This is a genomic window from Bacillus sp. F19, from assembly GCA_023823795.1.
In the GTDB taxonomy this organism is placed as follows: Bacteria; Bacillota; Bacilli; order Bacillales; family Bacillaceae; genus Bacillus_P.
Map to the genome: position 1 here is coordinate 475395 of CP085710.1, position 17926 is coordinate 493320.

The 17926-nt window shown below is 40.7% G+C and carries 13 protein-coding genes and 2 pseudogenes; all 15 read left to right on the forward strand.

The window, feature by feature from the left end; all coding sequences use genetic code 11:
- The first annotated feature begins 43 nt into the window (after positions 1-43).
- The 15 genes and pseudogenes from LIT25_02615 (at position 44) to LIT25_02685 (ending at position 17709) form a co-directional block, all read left to right on the forward strand.
- Positions 44-1651 (forward strand): annotated as a pseudogene (locus LIT25_02615) (sensor histidine kinase).
- On the forward strand, positions 1629-2324 hold the full coding sequence (locus tag LIT25_02620) for a response regulator (GenBank protein USK34316.1): 696 nt from the start codon (positions 1629-1631) through the stop codon (positions 2322-2324). The pseudogene LIT25_02615 and the gene LIT25_02620 overlap by 23 nt, the downstream one beginning before the upstream one ends.
- 187 nt (positions 2325-2511) lie before the next feature.
- Positions 2512-2838 carry a hypothetical protein gene (locus LIT25_02625; GenBank protein USK34317.1) on the forward strand — a complete coding sequence of 109 codons (327 nt, stop codon included), beginning with the start codon at positions 2512-2514 and terminating at the stop codon, positions 2836-2838.
- A gap of 47 nt (positions 2839-2885) precedes the next feature.
- The gene (locus LIT25_02630; GenBank protein USK34318.1) at positions 2886-4205 is read left to right on the forward strand and encodes a hypothetical protein; all 1320 of its coding nucleotides are present in this window, start codon (positions 2886-2888) and stop codon (positions 4203-4205) included.
- 6 nt (positions 4206-4211) lie between these two features.
- A complete protein-coding gene (locus LIT25_02635) occupies positions 4212-4610 on the forward strand; it encodes a hypothetical protein (protein ID USK34319.1) in 399 nt (132 codons plus the stop codon).
- 17 nt (positions 4611-4627) lie between these two features.
- A complete protein-coding gene (locus LIT25_02640) occupies positions 4628-4987 on the forward strand; it encodes an SseB family protein (GenBank protein ID USK34320.1) in 360 nt (119 codons plus the stop codon).
- Between the two features lie 604 nt (positions 4988-5591).
- Entirely contained in the window at positions 5592-8300 is a 2709-nt protein-coding gene (locus LIT25_02645) for a GTPase domain-containing protein (protein USK34321.1), read from the forward strand.
- A gap of 139 nt (positions 8301-8439) precedes the next feature.
- Positions 8440-9201 (forward strand): threonine/serine exporter family protein, encoded by a 762-nt coding sequence (locus LIT25_02650; GenBank protein USK34322.1) that lies wholly within the window; start codon positions 8440-8442, stop codon positions 9199-9201.
- Positions 9202-9216: 15 nt separating this feature from the next.
- Positions 9217-9663, forward strand: a complete 447-nt coding sequence (locus LIT25_02655) for a threonine/serine exporter family protein (protein USK36128.1) — start codon at positions 9217-9219, stop codon at positions 9661-9663.
- Positions 9664-10441: 778 nt separating this feature from the next.
- Positions 10442-10720, forward strand: a pseudogene (locus LIT25_02660) (ABC transporter substrate-binding protein).
- A gap of 221 nt (positions 10721-10941) precedes the next feature.
- A complete protein-coding gene (locus LIT25_02665; GenBank protein USK34323.1) occupies positions 10942-11685 on the forward strand; it encodes a glycerophosphodiester phosphodiesterase in 744 nt (247 codons plus the stop codon).
- Positions 11686-11883: 198 nt separating this feature from the next.
- Positions 11884-13383: an alanine:cation symporter family protein gene (locus LIT25_02670; GenBank protein ID USK34324.1), complete on the forward strand. Its 1500-nt coding sequence runs from the start codon at positions 11884-11886 to the stop codon at positions 13381-13383.
- A gap of 199 nt (positions 13384-13582) precedes the next feature.
- Positions 13583-15325 carry an ABC transporter ATP-binding protein/permease gene (locus LIT25_02675; GenBank protein USK34325.1) on the forward strand — a complete coding sequence of 581 codons (1743 nt, stop codon included), beginning with the start codon at positions 13583-13585 and terminating at the stop codon, positions 15323-15325.
- Positions 15306-17126 (forward strand): ABC transporter ATP-binding protein/permease, encoded by a 1821-nt coding sequence (locus LIT25_02680; protein USK34326.1) that lies wholly within the window; start codon positions 15306-15308, stop codon positions 17124-17126. Before LIT25_02675 ends, LIT25_02680 begins: the two co-directional genes overlap by 20 nt.
- A 58-nt stretch (positions 17127-17184) precedes the next feature.
- Positions 17185-17709 (forward strand): type 1 glutamine amidotransferase, encoded by a 525-nt coding sequence (locus LIT25_02685; GenBank protein ID USK34327.1) that lies wholly within the window; start codon positions 17185-17187, stop codon positions 17707-17709.
- The last annotated feature ends 217 nt before the right edge of the window (positions 17710-17926 follow it).

Consider the following 17926-nt stretch of genomic DNA (forward strand, 5'->3'; position numbering starts at 1 on the left):
TTAATAAGGAGTTTTTTTACTATGATTAATCAGAGGTGAGTGAATGCGTTTACATGCTAAGCTGATGATTGGGATTTGTCTTGTGGTAGTCCTGATGGCAGGTATATTTGAACTAACCTTTAAGTCCATCATGGAAAACAATTTGAAGAAAGATAAGGGTATGCAGGCGCTGTCTGTTGCAGAGACAATCGCATATATGCCTGAGATCGCGGAAGCCTTCTTAACGGAAAATCCGTCTGAAATCATTCAGCCGATCGCAGAGAAAATCCGCAAAGAGGTGGGAGCGGAATTTATCGTCGCAGGAAACCTTGATGAAATCAGGTATTCACATCCTGATGTGGATCGTTTGGGTGAAAAAATGGTTGGCGGAGATAATGAAGAAGTATTCAAAGGGAAAACCGTCATTTCTGAATCTGTCGGTACCCTTGGACCATCTCTTAGAGGAAAAGCACCCATATTCGATCAGAATGATAATGTGATTGGAGTCGTTTCTGTCGGATTTCTTCAGGAGGATATTGAAAAAGAACTGACAAAACTTGAAAATAAAATCTTATTTTCTACGATTGTTATCTTAATAGGCGGGATTATTTCAGCGTTATTGATCTCATTAAACATTAAAAAAGCCATATTTGGCCTTGAGCCGCGTGAGATTGCCTGGATGTACCAGGAAAAACACGCCATATTGGAATCTATACATGAAGGGATCATTGCCATTGATACCGACGGGAAAATCACGGTTGTGAATGAAAATGCCCATAAAATCCTGGAGATTCCAAATGAGATTCTTTTAAGGGGAAAGCGGATCGAAGAGATCATTAAAGATACCCATCTGCAGCATGTTGTTGATTTCGGACAAGCTGAATATGATTAGGAGTTCATCATTCTTGAGGATGTTTTCGTCGTAAACCGCATTCCTATTTTTGATAAAAGAGGAGAAGTTATAGGCGCTGTAGCGAGTTTCAGGAATAAATCAGAGCTGTCACAGGTGCTGAAGGAACTGTCACACGTAAAAGCATATGCAGAGGGGTTAAGAGCGCAGACACATGAATATTCGAACAAGCTCTACACCCTGCTTGGACTCATCCAATTAGGGTCTTACAAAGAAGCGATTGAGTTTATTTCGACAGAAGTAAATGTTACGCAGGGATTTATTGGCTTCATCATGAGGGAAATTCCCGATCCTATTCTTGCGGGATTTATATTAGGAAAAATCAGTCTTGCAAGCGAATTGAAAATCCATTTTTCCATAGATGAGGAAAGCAGCTTTAAGGATGTTCCGGACTCACTGAATCGTGATGCTTTAATAACCATTTTCGGCAATCTGCTGAATAATGCCTTTGAAGCTGTCAGAGAAAAAGAAGACGGATATAAAAAGGTATCGCTCTTTTTAACAGATCTGGGCAAAGAATTGATTATTGAAGTTGAAGACAATGGACCAGGTATAGATGAGGAGCATTTCGAGAGTATTTTCCAGCAGGGGTTCTCTACAAAGAGCAGGGACAAAAATGCAGGCATCGGTCTGAGTCTTGTCCGGCAGGCTTTGAAAAAAGCAGGAGGAACGATCACTTTTTCATCGAAGAAAGGAGAAGGAACAGCGTTTACTGTAGCCATTCCAAAAAGCAGGGGGTATGATGATGAATCAAGCCATTGAGGTGCTGATCATTGAAGACGATTTAAGAATTGCAGAGATTCAAAGAAGATTTCTTGAACAGATAGAGGGGTTTCACACCATTGGAATAGCTGCTAATTATGCTGAGGCAAAAAGCTTGATTGATATCTTAAAACCGGATTTAATTTTACTTGATGTTTATTTTCCTGATATGAACGGATGTGATCTTTTAAAGGAAATCAAGCAGCTTGATAAGCAAACGGATGTCATTATGATAACAGCTGCGCGGGAAATTGAGACGGTGCAGGAAGCCATAACAATCGGAGTGTTCGATTTTATTATCAAGCCTGTTGTTTTTGAACGGTTCAAGCAGTCCTTAAAAAGATACGAAGAACATTACCGCAAACTTGTAGCAATCAGATTGGAAAACAAAATCATGGGTCAGGAAGAAGTTGACAGGCTTCTTTATAAGCTGCATGACATTACTGAGAAGCCCCTCCTGCCAAAGGGGATCGATAAACTGACGCTGATTAAGGTTATGGAAGTGTTGGATGCAGGACAGGGATTAACGGCTGAAACAGTAGCGAAGCAAATCGGTGTGAGCCGGACAACTGCAAGGAGATATTTGGAACACCTCATCTCCCAGGAGAAAATTGCTGCTGACTTATCCTATGGAACAATTGGAAGACCAGAACGTGTGTATGTGCTTAAATAAGGTTGTTTTAGTGGAATACATTACGTGAAGTTTTTAATATATTCTAATAGTAGGAAAGAATAATTTCTTTTCTAGTCATTTTCGCCTATGTGCAAAAATAGTTTAATAGATAGTTGCCGGATTCATCCCCATATTTTAACATAAATATAAGATGCTTCTAAAACAGGAAGAAGGACGTGGAAAGAACTTGTTGGATACGATCGAAGACTTCTTTGAAGACTTGGAGAGAAAGAGAAAGCAAGCGGAATACAATCGGGATGCAGATGAACTCGAAGCATATCTGGCTGCTGTTAATAACGCAATGGGAACGTTTGATGACGGAGTTTTTCATTTTCATAAACTGCATCTGCAGTATGATGATGAATGGACCGGTCAAACAAAATTAGTCTATGAAAGTATTCGGGATGACATTCGTGTCACTTATAATCATATATACGATATGAAGGATGAGCTTTTTCAGGAGCTGAGAAACGAAATCGGAAGGCTTAGAGAACTGGCTGCTGGCCTCGCCTAATACAGCGCTGCAAATGTTTTAGAGGAATAAAGGAGAGGTAGACGCACATGGAAATTAAAATAAGACCAGAAGAGCTTGAAGCGTTCGCACAGAGCATTGAACAATCCCGCTCATATACGGGAGATGCACTTGATCTGTTAAACTGGGAATCTGCCAGACTGCGCTTTACCTCTGTTGCACGTGTAGAAAGGGCTATTGATCTTCAGGAAGAGATCCGGCACTTGGTGAATCGGTTTCATACGCTGACAGAAGATGCAAAAGCATTAATTGAAAACACCGCAAATGGAATGAGAGAAGCAGATGAGGCCGCCAAATCGTCTGCTTCTTCAGGCTGGGGCGGTTTTTTCTCAGGATTATGGGATGGCGCTAAGAATGGACTTACAGACGCTTGGGACGGGCTTGTATCCCTCACAGAATGGGAAACATATGAAGCAATGTGGGATGCCATCATTCACCCCCTTGAAACCCTTGAGTCAATGTGGAACACGCTCTCTGAAGCTTGGGAAACAAAAGTAATAAATGGAGATATTTACAGCAGAACAGAATTCTTTACATATGGTGTCGTCTCTATTGGACTTGGCATTCTTGGAGGCAAGGGAATCGATAAGCTCGGAAAAGCTGCGAAGCTGACAAAAGTACCTGACGGGACGTCCTCTAAGCCGAAAGTGGAGACTGTCACTCATGGGATAGATACGAGTTTTGATTATGCGAAACTTTCGCAGGGGAAAGGGTTTGCTGCTGAGATTGATTCGGTACTTGATGAAGCAGGATTAACAAGAGATGAATTTTTAGCACTTCAGCCAAAGCATCATACAGAGTTGACCCAAGATCAGCTAGAAAAAATGAGGCAAGTTCGCGACGCAGTTGGACCAGTTGGTGATGATACTGTTCTACAGAAGGTTATTGATTTAGGAAGAGTTGAGGCCTTTCTCTCAGGACGTGAAACTACGTTAAGCGGGTGTATTGCGAGAATGGATGATGTTGCAGACGTACATATGTCAGATGATGTTTTCTATTCGCTGAGACTGGATTACGGAGATGAGAACTATCCAACACCGTTCTCACCTAATGAAGGATATGCTGTTATTCGTTTTACAACTGACGACTATGATAAAATGAGAATACCTTATGCGGAAGAGCTGAATAGCCAGGGTGCTGCAAAGCCAAATGAATTTATTAAATATCCGCAAACTGGCCATGGATTTACTGCTGCTGTAAATGGCAGGATCATTCCTGAATTTGAAACAAAATACAGAGATGGCGCTGAGCCTACAGTTGGAGAAATATATATCGTCAATGAAGGTGTAGAAGAACTTGTAGGGGTTTATAATCCATTTAAGGAAAGATTTATACGTGTAGAGGAGTAGTGTAACGTGAGAAAAGGAAAATTTGGAGTTTATCAGGGGAAGGAATATAAGATTATTAGTTATAAAAAAAACTATTATCTAAAATCTATTGACCCATTGACTCAAGCAATTGGTTTTTCACTTGCACCTGGTGAAAATTCTATCTATATAAAAAAAGTAGAACCAAACGATTTAGATGATGCATACGAAATAATTCCAACTACCTTTTACAAAGGCTATCATTTCGGAATTATCGGCTATGATGAAGCGAAACAAGAAGTTATTCTTATGACAAGCAATCCAGAGGCATGGAAAAAATTAAATCTGGAAACTCATGCAAAATACGAATTTACAGTGGATGTTCCACTTAATGAATTGGATATTATTGAAGAGAAAGAGCCAATTCTTGGGTTTGGTGAAAAATGAGTACAGAGTTCAACTCTTTGGAAAAAGCTTTAATTGATGCGATGAGCAGCAGCGGAAAAGTAGCTGTTTTCTATGAAGTGCTAGCGAAAAGCAATGTATGGTTAATAAAAAAGCTACATGCGGACAAGGATTCTTCTTCAATTGAACAGGTTCATATTATGGAGAAAAAAAGCAGAAAATTGCTGCCGGTTTTCTCATCAAAGTTTCCGATAGAAAAAATGTTTAAGCAAAATGACTCGATCATGATGTCTTTTGAAGAAATTTTAAATCAAATCGATGGACAGACCGGCATTATATTAAACCCTGATACTCCGTTATCAAAACTGCTTATCCCTCAGGAACTTGAGATGATGAAGAGCAGAAAAAATTATTTTTAAAATTGATTTTTAAGGAGAGGAGAAATCCTCTCTTTTTTAGATGAAATGGATTACTAAATTGAACGGAGAAAAAAACGATGTTGAAAAAAGGAGGATATGGTTTATATCAAGGAAAAGAGTATTCAATCATTCCTGAGGGAAGCGGAAAGGTCACTTTGCGCACGCGTGACAAAGCAGCTCAAAGCGCGCGGGATTTCAGGCAGCAGGATTGAAGAAAAACATTTTTATTAAAGAAATTGCTCAATCTGAATTAGAGAGTGCCTATGGGTATAAACCTTATGCTTCAGCCCACCCGAAAATGATTTCGGGCAAATTAGCTTATTTTACCTGTAAAATAAGCCTTTAGAATCACATACTAATTACATAAGGGATTATTCTCCTTGAATTTTCCGGTGTTTACCATTATTTCATGGGAAACTGGATAATTTAAACACATGGATACCGACTTAAAGCCCAGGTATATCTCAAATGCTGTCCCGACTAGATCCTTAGTAGTGTAAAAACCGGCAAAACGGGTATACATAAATAAAGCATTCTAAATGCATCTTTTGATAGAATAGACTATTATAGATAAGTTTCTAGTGTACGTTAGGTGGAGGGTAAAATGACAAACGATAAACAGTTGATTCATAAAGCATATTTTGAAAGGTTTATGGAAGACAGTGCTTCTGCTCAGCCTGTACAGGTGCTTGGAGAACTTTATTTCGAGGAGCAGGCAAAGGAAGTTTATGATCTGTCCTATATTCGCTTTGCACAGGGTGAGGTCTATTTTCACAACAAAGATTATGAGACAGCGATCTTCAAGTGGGAAAATATCAGCAATGAATTAGAGTCATGGGCCAAGAAAAATATTGCGGACTCTTATTATGCTCTGGGTCATCTTTCAGCTGCAGAGGATATTTACACATCCATTCAAAGTGATTCGAAGACTTTGAAAATGGAAGTGGCGCTTGAATTATTTTCACTTTATCTATTGAGAGACAAAATTGAACTTGCATATAAGGTCATTAAAAAGGCGATGGATATTCATTCGGATTATCCGAATGTAACGGATCTGGCACGATCTTTCTATGAGGATCAGCAGGACTGGAAGAATGCCGTTGAGCTTACTGTTGCTGAAGGCGTGCGAACGGAATCGCTTGAATGGTTTGAGCTGCTGAATGAGTATGTTCAAGCGGGATATACGAAATCGTTTGATCCTGAATACTTTTATCAGCCGCTAATTTCTCTTTTCCGAATCAATCAAAAATTATTTCAGAAGGTTACAGCTTCCTTGTGGGACAGCTACCGAAATGGTGATTCCTACTTATCATGGCTGAAAACCGTTAATACAATCTTCCTTAATGTTGATGTGCAGCCGTTTGATTCCTGGACGAAGATGTCTGATATCCACCAGAACACTTACTTAAGTGTGATTAATGGCACTTATTTGGTAAAGGATTTAGAAGATATTATTCCTGTGCTTTTAGCGAACTGGCAAAAGCTTGCGAATCAGTCAAAAGCGTTATTTGCTGCAACGGCTGTACTTGCATGGAATGAAATTTTTCCATCGTCTATGGATGCTGCGAATCTTAAGACAGCTGAAAAGCTGATCTTTGATTCGGAGCATGACAGCATCAGTCTCAAATACAGCCTGGATTTATTTAAGTCTCTTGTTTCTTGGGCAGAGAATAACCATATCGAAGTGGGCTATAAAAAGAAATGGCTCGTTTCAGGGCTTTCCGACTTAAAGACATCTCGTCTTTTAATCACCGGCACAACTGAAAGCGGAAAATCCGCATTTATTAATCATATCCTTCAGGAAAATCTGGTCAGCCGCACTGATTCACCTGTGTTTGTACGATCTGATGGTGATTTGGCGGAAATGAATGAAATTACAAATGCCGGCATAAGAAGGATATCTGACAATCCTGAGTATCAGGAATCAGAAAATACTTGGATTGAAGTGAAATGGCCTTCTGCTCTTTTAGAAGAGAACAATACGGTGTTCCTGCATACACCTGAATTGGATCGTATTGGAGATGTAGAACAAACAGCAGAATTTCTGCCGATATCAGATGGAATGCTGTTCGTCCTTGATAAAAATACGCCTTTTAATGAGCACGAGCTTGAATTGCTGATGAAGCTTCAGGAATATGCTCTTGATACACCGTTTCACTTTATCCTGAATCATTCATCTGAACAGTGGAAATTGGCAGAAGACCTGCAGGGAACAATCAACCAGTTCTTCCCTCAGTCACAGGTATTTGCTTTTTCACCGGATAATCTTGGCGGTTTGAGTGAATTTTTGAATACTGTTTTCAGAAAATCGGACGCGAAGCTGGAAGAAAAACGCACGGCAAAACTTCTATATTTCATACGCAAGACACTTACGGATCTTCTGAACAAACGCGTTCAGATGGAGAATCGATTAGTAGAATCCGTTAAATGGAATGAGGATATTTTAGTAAGACTGAACGGCTTCATGAATCATTTAAGAGACGTGGAGCAGGAAAAGGCTAAATCCATCTCGGCTTCCTATCGTGAAGTGACTGCTGAGATGAAAAGAGACATGGCTGTGCAGCTGCCGAAAATTCTGCGCAACTGTTCTGCTCATATTAGTGAAAACAGTGATTTCAGCCAAATTCACATATCGTTAAACAAGAAAATGAATGAAGAAATTAGCGCTTATATCCATCAGAACTTGATTCCAAGATTCCAAACGGCTCTGCGTGAATGGCTTTCACAATCAAATGAAGAGCTAAACGAAAGCCAGGCGTATCTTGATGAAATGAGCCTGTCTTTCAATGGTTTATACGGAGAAGAAAAAATGAAGCTTCTCTGCGATTTTAAAGTCATTGAAGACTGGCGCCGTGATTTAAACAGAATGACAAGCAGAGCGGATGTTGACGAGCAGAATATCCTGCTTAGATTTAAGCCGACAGAATTCCTGCTGAAAAGCGCCGGAAAGCTGTTCGCCGCTCTTCCCCAAAACAAGTCGGTGCTGTACAACCAATATAAAAAATATGTCGAAAGCAAAAACTACGAGGACACATCAGAAGAAATTTCAAAAAAATTCTTCCTCGAATTCGATTTATTTGAAAAGGCTCTGAAAGCGGACATTATCATGTTCTTCCAAAATCCGATTCTGTATGTGGAACAGACCATCCACGAATCAGAAAATGAAATTTCAGGTTCAAAAGCAACCCTTGAGAAAATGAAAGCAAGTCCTGAAATCTATTACGACCCATTGCGTCTCTTTGAAGTAAGACTCCTTCAATATGAATTTATGGTGAAGGCGAATGAAGAGAATACGTATATTAAACATCAATAAACAGAAGGACCCTTTATTTTAGGGTCCTTTGCTTTGTCCAAAAATTGATAATCCCCCAAAACTCAGATAAACTGAAACAAACCACAAACATAAATCCTTACTTGAAGGGGAATATCAAGCTATTGGAGAGAACATAAAGATGAAGAGTCAGCAAAATTATTCTTATAAGATTATGGAGGTTTGTCTGCTTGCCGGAAAAATTATGCTGATCAGCGGAGCTGAAACGTACCGGGTAGAAGATACGATGATGCGGATTGCTGCATCATACGGTGTGAAGAACTCGCATAGTTATGTGACACCGACTGGCATCATCTTCTCCATAGAGTCAGATGAGCCGACGAAGACGAAATTAATTCGAATCATGGAACGAACGACTGATCTTGATAAGGTTACGAATGTGAACGCCATTTCAAGGAAAATAAGCAATGGAGATTTAAATGTTGATGAAGCCTATGATTTGTTAAAAGAAATTGATGAGGCGAACTCTACCTACTCTCTCTTTTTGCAGGTGATTGCTGCAGCGATTGCAAGCGGCTGCTTTCTGATTATGTTTCAGGGGCAGTGGTCTGATTTTATTCCTGCTGTTCTGGCAGGGGGGCTCGGTTTTATGGCCGTTATTTATTTCCATCGTCTTGTGCCTATTAAATTCTTTGCGGAGTTTCTGGCGGCATTCATTATAGGAATGCTTGCTTATTTATTCGTAAGGACCGGTTTTGGATCTGAAATGGATAAAGTGATTATTGGCTCAGTTATGCCATTAGTTCCTGGTCTGCTTATTACAAATGCAGTCAGGGATTTAATGGCCGGGCATTTGATATCGGGACTTTCAAAAGGAGCAGAAGCGTTTTTAACTGCATTCGCCATCGGATCTGGTATTGCGGTTGTTTTTTCATTATTTTAAGGGAGAGAAAGAATGATGTGGGTCTTGGGACAGCTAGTGACAAGCTTTATATCTACCGCTGCATTCGGCATTATTTTTCAGGCGCCTAAACCTTCCCTCATTAAATGCGGACTTGTAGGGATGTGCGGCTGGATGATCTATATATCCTTGGTGGGCTATGGATTTGATGCAGTTCCTGCTACTGTCATTTCAGCTGTATTTGTAGCTGTGACAAGTCAGGTTTTTGCAAAGATCTACAAAACGCCGATTATTATTTTCAGCGTAGCCGGCATTATTCCTTTGGTTCCTGGGGGAATGGCGTACGACGCGATGAGAAATTTCGTTGAAAATGACTATAATACTGCGATTACATTAGCTGCAAAAGCATTTATGATTTCAGGTTCCATCGCGATCGGCCTTGTTTTTTCTGAGGTGATCAATCAAGTCATAAGAAGGTCTCAGCTTCGTACAAAGGTTAAGTAAACGGGGGATTCAAATGAAACTGGAGACACCGCTAAGGAGACTTTGGGGAGCCGGAGCTTATGGTCTCGGCGCTCGGACTTGGCACGTGGCAGTTCAGCAAGGGCAGCGGAATGCCTGCAGCCCTTAAAGCGTATGCAGCCGCTTTCTGGATAAATTAGTGCTTGAAGACAGCATGTCACCCAGCCAGATTGCTCTGAACAGGACTGAGCACTATCATGGTGGAACCGTGGTCGCCGTTCCGAGAACCTCAAAAAAACACAGGACAGAAGAAAACGGGTACGAAATTGCACAGCAGTTTCGTACCCGTTTTTTTGTTATTTTAACGTTTTGTGATGAATGATTATTTTTGCCTATCAAATATCCAAAACCTTGATTAGACAGTTTCGGGGAAACAACTGCATGCGATGAATACTCAAAATTCCCGATTTTGCAACATTGGGCATAGTTCATATACTAAACGATTTCTTGTGATCAATTCTTAACTTTTCCGCTGAATACTGCCTTCAACTTCAATTCTCCTTCACTGGAACCTGTTAGCCTAAAAAGCTAGGGTTTTTCTTTTTGTATTTTACAAACCCCTAACAATTCCTTCATATAAATCTACATTACCTTCATACTGGATTTACCTTGAAGAGGTATGATGGAACTCATGAAAGGCAAGTGAATATAACCAGGTTGAGATAGTGAGAAACCATAAAAAAACATAGGTGTTTTGTAAAAGGCCGCGTTTTTTTATGGTTTTTACAAAATGCCAAAAAAGAGAATGACGGCCTGGGCAGATCTTGCAAAGGATTTTAATGAGCCGCAGGATGAAGTTGAAGTGAAACCTGTTTTTCAGGGTACATATGAAGCAGCTTTAACGAAATTCAATACAGTTGCAAGAACATCTGATGCTCCATCTATTATGCAGACATTTGAAGTAGGCACTAAATACATGATCGACAGCGGTAAAATTCAGCCTGACCAAAAGTTTATCGATGAAGAAAACTTTGATACAGCGCAATGGGAGAAAAACATTTTCAACTACTATACCGTAGACGGAAAGCAATATTCCCTGAATCAAGACAGAAGATCGTATCAGGAATGGAAAGTCTTTATCAGGGAATGGATCCGCAAAAAGCATTAGATCAGGCGGCGAAAGAAACAGATCGTGCACTTGAATCAGCAGGGAAGAAACAAGGGAAATAATAGGAGGAACTGATGAATCAGTTTTTTAGATTCGTCGGTTCCTATTTTGACAGAATCTAAGAATTGCATCATAGAAAGGAGTACAAAATCTTGAGCAAGCCAGTTGAAATATACGCACACCGGGGATGCAGCGGTAAGTTTCCTGAGAACACGATGGCCGCCTTTGAAGCGGCCTGTAAGATTGGGGCGGACGGCATTGAGCTTGATGTGCAGATGACAAAGGATGGAGAAGCTGTTGTTATTCACGATGAACAAATAGACCGGACAACGAATGGGATTGGATTTGTAAAAGATTTCAGATACAAACAATTAAAACTGTTTGATGCCGGAAGCTGGTTTCACCCCAAATATTCGCGGCAAAAAATTCCCTCTTTACAGGATGTCCTGGACTTAATCAAAACGAGCGGTCCAGAAATGAAAGTAAATATTGAACTGAAAAATGATGTCCTGCTCTATGAGGGGATAGAAGAAAAAGTGCTTCAGTGTGTACAGAGGTCAGGAATGATGGACTCAGTCATTCTCTCATCCTTTAATTTTAAAAGCATGGGGAGAATGCGAGAGCTGGACAATGACATTCAAACGGCCCTTTTATTCGAAGGGATCCCATCAAACATTATGGAGGAAGCCAGGAAGGTTCGGGCAAATGGCCTCCATTCGGAAGCTTTATTTGCAGTCTCAGCTGCTGGAAAAAGAACCGTTGATGCAGGGTATCCCCTCAGAGTTTTTACAGTAAATCAGACTGATAAACTAGAGGATTTGGCCAAGTCGGGTGTCTCTGCACTTATTACTGACTATCCAGAATTATTTTTAGAGAATAAGAGTGTGCCTTTTTAGGCGCATTCTTTTTTATGTCACTTTTTTTAACGCGTAGTGTAAGGAAGAAGAACCGCTACCTATATAGGTTGTTTGCGTTTTTATTGTATTTCATCACGACATATGGGACATATTCTATCAAAATAGAGATTGTACACTTATTGCTTATCCCTTATAATCTAAAAAGAAAGAATATTCAGTATTAAAGGGGGATTTTATTTGGAGGCGTTTGTTACTAGCTTAAACGGAATTTTGTGGAGCACCCCAGTTATTTACACAATTTTAGCAATAGGACTTATTTTTTCCATTTTAACCCGATTTCTGCAAGTAAGACACATTAAAGATATGATTTTGCTGATGTTTCAAGGCAAAAGCTCTGAAGCTGGAGTTTCTTCTTTTCAGGCTTTATCAATTGCCTTATCAGGCCGTGTAGGAACAGGTAATATTGCCGGCGTTGCTACTGCAATCGGTTTCGGCGGTCCGGGAGCTGTTTTCTGGATGTGGGCAATTGCATTTATTGGTGCTTCAAGCGCATTTGTTGAATCCACTCTTGCTCAAATTTATAAAGTAAAGCAAGATGGACAATACCGCGGGGGGCCGGCATACTATATTGAAAAAGGTACTGGATGGAAATGGTATGGCATTACATTCGCCTTGGCTGCCTTGCTTGCTATGAGTCTATTAATGCCTGGAGTTCAATCAAATTCGATTGCGCTTGGTCTTGATAATGCTTTTGGGCTGAACCCCGTCTATACTGGTGTGGGACTTGTTATTGTATTGGCACTTATTATTTTTGGAGGAGTCAAAAGAATTGCGAATGTTGCTCAGTTCGTTGTTCCTTTTATGGCCCTCGGATATATTCTTGTATCACTTATCATTATCGCCGCAAATATAACAGAGGTTCCTGCTGTTTTTGCTCTTATTTTTAAAAGTGCATTTGCATTAGATTCTGCTTTTGGCGGCATCGTTGGTATGGCAATTGCATGGGGAGTTAAGCGCGGTATTTATTCCAATGAAGCGGGGCAAGGTACCGGAGCTCATCCTGCAGCTGCAGCTGAAGTTTCCCACCCTGCCAAGCAAGGCTTAGTTCAAGCATTCTCCGTTTATATTGACACGCTTTTTGTATGTTCCGCTACAGCCTTTATGATTCTTTTTACAGGAATGTATAATACACAAGATCCTGAAGGCAATTTTATTGTGAACGAACTGGGAGCTAAAGTTGAGCCAGGTCCGGTGTTTACTCAGGCAGCAGTTGAATCTGTCATACCGATTCCGGGATTTGGCTCTGGATTCGTTGCGATATCCTTATTATTCTTTGCGTTCACGACTATTATGGCTTATTACTATATTGCTGAGACAAATATTGCCTACTTAACACGCGGGAAAAGCAATAAAGTTCCCATGTTCTTATTAAAAGTTGTTTTGCTCGGCGCAACATTTTACGGTTCAGTTAAAACAGCATCCTTAGCTTGGGCATTAGGGGATGTCGGCCTCGGAATTATGGTATGGCTGAACTTAATTGCGATAATAATCCTTGCTAAACCTGCTCTTTTATCTCTAAAAGATTATGAGGAGCAAAAGAAACAAGGGCTTGATCCGGTATTCGACCCTGTAAAACTCGGCATTAAAAATGCAGACTATTGGGAAAATGAATATATATATGAAGGGCCCGATTCTGCACCTAAACTTGATAAGAAGAATCGCTCAATAAGTTCATAAGATTTGAAATGGCCTCTTGTTTACCAAGAGGTCTATTTTTTGTGCGATTCCTGTAATTGAGCATATTTTTTAATTAGAGAAACATAAATCTAAATATTCAAATTTTAACCAATAAGGAGTATGATAGAATAGATGAAATTCAAGATATTAGTCCAGCTAAATATGTACATAGAATGTTGCAACGTTTGGAGGCAGCCACATGTCGAAAGTATTTTCTTTGCTAAAGCCTTACCGTCTTGCGATGGGTGTGGCCCTGACCCTGATGCTGATTGAGCTTGGGGTAGAGCTGTTGCATCCGCTGTTAATGGCGAAAATAATTGATGATGGCATTTTGAAAAATGATTTATCAGTTGTCATCTATTGGGGAAGCGTCATGGTTGGGATTTCAATTGCGGCTTTTGCTGCAGGTGTGACGAATTCCTTTTACGCGGCTCACGTCAGTCAGAGCTTTGGGTATGATGTACGCAAAGATTTGTTTGAGAAGGTCCAGTCCTTTTCTTTTGCGAATTTTAGCCTGTTTCCGACATCGTCTCTCATCACGAGGATGACGAATGACGTGACTCAGCTTCAGAATACGATTTTTATGAGCCTGCGGATAATGCTTCGTGCTCCCTTATTAATAGTAGGGGGTACGATCATGGCTTTAATCGTCAATTTTCAGCTGGCACTCATTCTTCTCATTTCTATTCCCCTTTTAATAGGTTTCTTATTGTGGATGATGAAAAAGGGAAGCGGTCTGTTCAAAGCAGTACAGGACCGGCTTGATTCCGTCAATGGCGTCATGCAGGAGAATCTGACCGGAATGCGCATTATCAAGGCCTTTTTGAGAAGAAACTATGAAGTCTCAAGGTTTACAAAAGCAAATGAAGAGTTAAGGAGCGGGACTGTTTCAGCACTCAGGCTGATGGAGATTGCCATGCCTGTTTTATTATTGGTTATGAATATCAGCATCCTTGCCATACTCTGGTTTGGCAGCATCAATGCGGGCACAGGGGATGCGAAGGTTGGGGAAGTAGTGGCGATTGTAAACTATGCGCTGCGGATTTCCTCTGTTTTATCCATTTTTTCTTTTATCATCATGGCTTTTTCACGTGCAAAAGCATCAGCTGGCCGCATCAATGAAGTTTTGGAGACAGAAGCGGACTTGACTGATTCACTTGATGCAGAAGAAACAAGTGTGATTGAAAAAGGCGAAATTGAATTTAAATCCGTTTCTTTTACTTATCCGGGAACGGACACCGCTGTGCTGAATGACCTTTCCTTTACTGTGAATGCGGGTGAAATGATTGCCCTGCTTGGAGCCACAGGCTCTGGGAAATCGTCCATTTTCAATCTGATTCCAAGGCTTTATGACGTGACGGACGGGGCGATTTACATTGATTCAAAGAATCTGCTTGATATGAAGCTTGAAAGTCTCAGGGGACAAATTGGGTTTGTCCCGCAGGAGTCCCTCTTGTTCACAGGATCGATCAGAGAGAATATTGCATGGGGAAAAGAAGGAGCAGCACTTGAAGAAATCAAGGAAGCGGCAATAAATGCTCAGATTCATGAAACGATTGAAAGGCTTCCGAATGGCTATGATACAAGGGTGGGCCAAAAAGGAGTCAACCTTTCTGGAGGCCAAAAACAAAGACTTTCGATAGCGAGAGCACTAGTCCGCAAGCCTAAAATTCTTCTGCTTGATGACAGCACAAGCGCTCTTGATTTAACTACGGAAGCAAAGCTTTTAAAAGCGTTAAAAGCATATGACTGCACGATTTTTATCATTACACAAAAAATCAGCACGGCTATGGGGGCGAGCCAGATCCTCTTGCTGGATGAAGGAGAAGTTCTGGCTCAGGGTTCTCATCATGAATTAATAGAAGAATCGGCGCTGTATCAGCGGATCTATGAATCCCAGTTTGGAGAGGAGGCCCTGCAGGATGTTCAAAGAGCTAAGTAAGCCATTCAAGTATCCGAAAGTAAAACAGGAAGAACCACTTCAGAAAAAAACAGTGAAACCAAAAAACTGGTTTGTGACGATAACAAGGGTATGGTCGTATCTTTCTTTGAATAAAGGACTGCTTAGTCTGGTTCTTCTTATGGTAGTTCTTAGTTCCTTTTTGGCCCTTCTTGGTCCTTACCTGATTGGGAGAGTCATTGATGATTATATTGTCACTAAAGAAAGCAGCGGGTTTATTAAGCTGCTGATTGCTTTAGTCTTAATTTATCTTGTCCAATCCATTTCTCTGCTGCTGCAGAACATCTGGATGATCGGAATTGCCCAAAATACCGTTTTCACCATGAGAACTCAGCTTTTCCGCCATCTGCACAGCCTGCCGATTTCATACTTTGATAAACGGCAGCACGGGGAACTGATGAGCAGGGTAACAAATGATATTGAAAACGTCAGTTCGACCTTAAACAGCTCTGTTATTCAAATTTTCTCAAGTATCCTGACACTTGCAGGAACTATTTGTGTCATGCTCTGGCTGAGTCCGCTGCTTACATTAATAACTCTTGCCATTATCCCGATTATGTTCTGTGGGATGAGGTGGATCACGAACAGAACAGGAAAGTTATTCAAAGCACAGCAGCAGAACTTGGGAAATCTTAATGGCTTTATTGAAGAAACCATTTCAGGTCAGCGCATCGTTAAGACGTTTTCACAGGAACAAAAAGTGATAACTGAGTTTCTGGAAAAGAGTCAGAGGCTTAAAGGAGCAGGGTTTTGGGCTCAGACCATATCAGGCTTTATTCCGAAGCTGATGAACGTCCTGAACAATTTAAGCTTTGCCGTGATTGCCGGGGTGGGCGGCATCCTCGCTCTGAATGATTTGGTTTCAATCGGGGTAATCGTGATTTTCACTGAATACTCCAGACAGTTCACACGTCCTCTAAATGAACTTGCGAATCAGTTCAATACGATTCTATCTGCTGTAGCAGGTGCTGAGAGAGTGTTTGAAATTCTGGATGAACACGAGGAAATGAAAGATGAGGAAGATGCTTCAGACCTTCAAGCAGTGAAGGGAGAAGTTATATTTGACACGGTCTCATTCTCTTATGAGGAAGAACAGCAGACGGTTCAAAACTTGAGTTTTCATGCATCTCCCGGTGAAACGGTAGCCATCGTCGGTCCTACCGGTGCAGGAAAAACGACGATGATCAACCTGTTATCCCGATTTTACGATCCTGATGATGGAAAGATTCTGATAGATGGGATGGAAAGCACAAAAATCAGGCGAAGCAGCCTGAGAGAGCACATGGCATTTGTCCTTCAGGATCCCTTCTTATTCACCGGGACAATCATGGAAAACATTCGGTACGGCCGTTTGGATGCAACGGATGAAGAAGTGATGCAAGCTGCAAAAGAAGCGAATGCCCATTCTTTTATCATGAAAACAAAAAATCAGTATGAAACGGTTCTCACTCAGGACGGAAGCGGGATCAGCCAGGGTCAAAAACAGCTGCTGTCCATTGCAAGAGCGATCCTTTCTAGTCCGGTTATTCTAGTTCTTGATGAAGCGACAAGCAGCATCGATACCATTACAGAGCTGAAAATCCAGGAAGCCCTTCAAAGATTGATGAAAGGCAGAACAAGTTTTGTGATTGCACACAGGCTGAATACCATTCAAAAAGCTGACCAAATCCTTGTGATTGAGAATGGAACGCTGATTGAAAAAGGAAGTCACGAGTCCCTTCTTCGTGAAAAAGGATTTTACTGCGGTCTATTTCAAAGTCAGCTGAAAGACGAGGTTGTTTGAATGCCTCTTTTTTTCATTAGCGAAATGGTCATGCTATACTGAATGTGGAGGTGGGACAATGCGTTTATCAAATAAAAAAGTTATTGCACTGGTCAGTGCTGATTTTGAAGATCTTGAATTATGGTACCCTGTGCTTCGTTTACAGGAAGAAGGGGCAGCAGTCCACTTAGTAGGTGAGAAAGCAGGCGAAACCTATATCGGAAAGTATGGTGTTCCAGCCAAATCGGATTATGCGTTTGGTGATATACGCTCTCTAGATTATGACGCCATTTTGGTTCCTGGAGGATGGGCGCCTGATAAATTAAGACGATATCCAGAGGTTCTTCAAATGGTGAAGGACATGCATGAGAAAGAAAAGCCGATCGGACAAATCTGTCATGCAGGATGGGTGCTGATTTCAGCCAGAATATTAGAAGGCAGAAATGTAACAAGTACACCTGGCATTAAAGATGATATGGAGAATGCAGGGGCCAAATGGCATGATGAAGCAGTTGTTGTTGACGGACATATCGTTTCGAGCAGAAGACCACCCGACTTGCCGCCTTATGTAAAAGCTTTTGCAGATGTTTTAGCTGAAAAATAATTATTTATAGATAAAGGAGAGAGAGTGTCATGGAATGTGATGCTTTCTTTTTTATTTTTATATAGATTATTAAATAAATATTATTGATAATGAGAGATTTTAGTCTACTATCCTGATGAAGGGATCAACAATAGATGAAATGTCAATAGATAAAAAGAATAGAATACTATAGACGAATAGCAAATAATATTATAATATATTTTCAGAATATTAATTT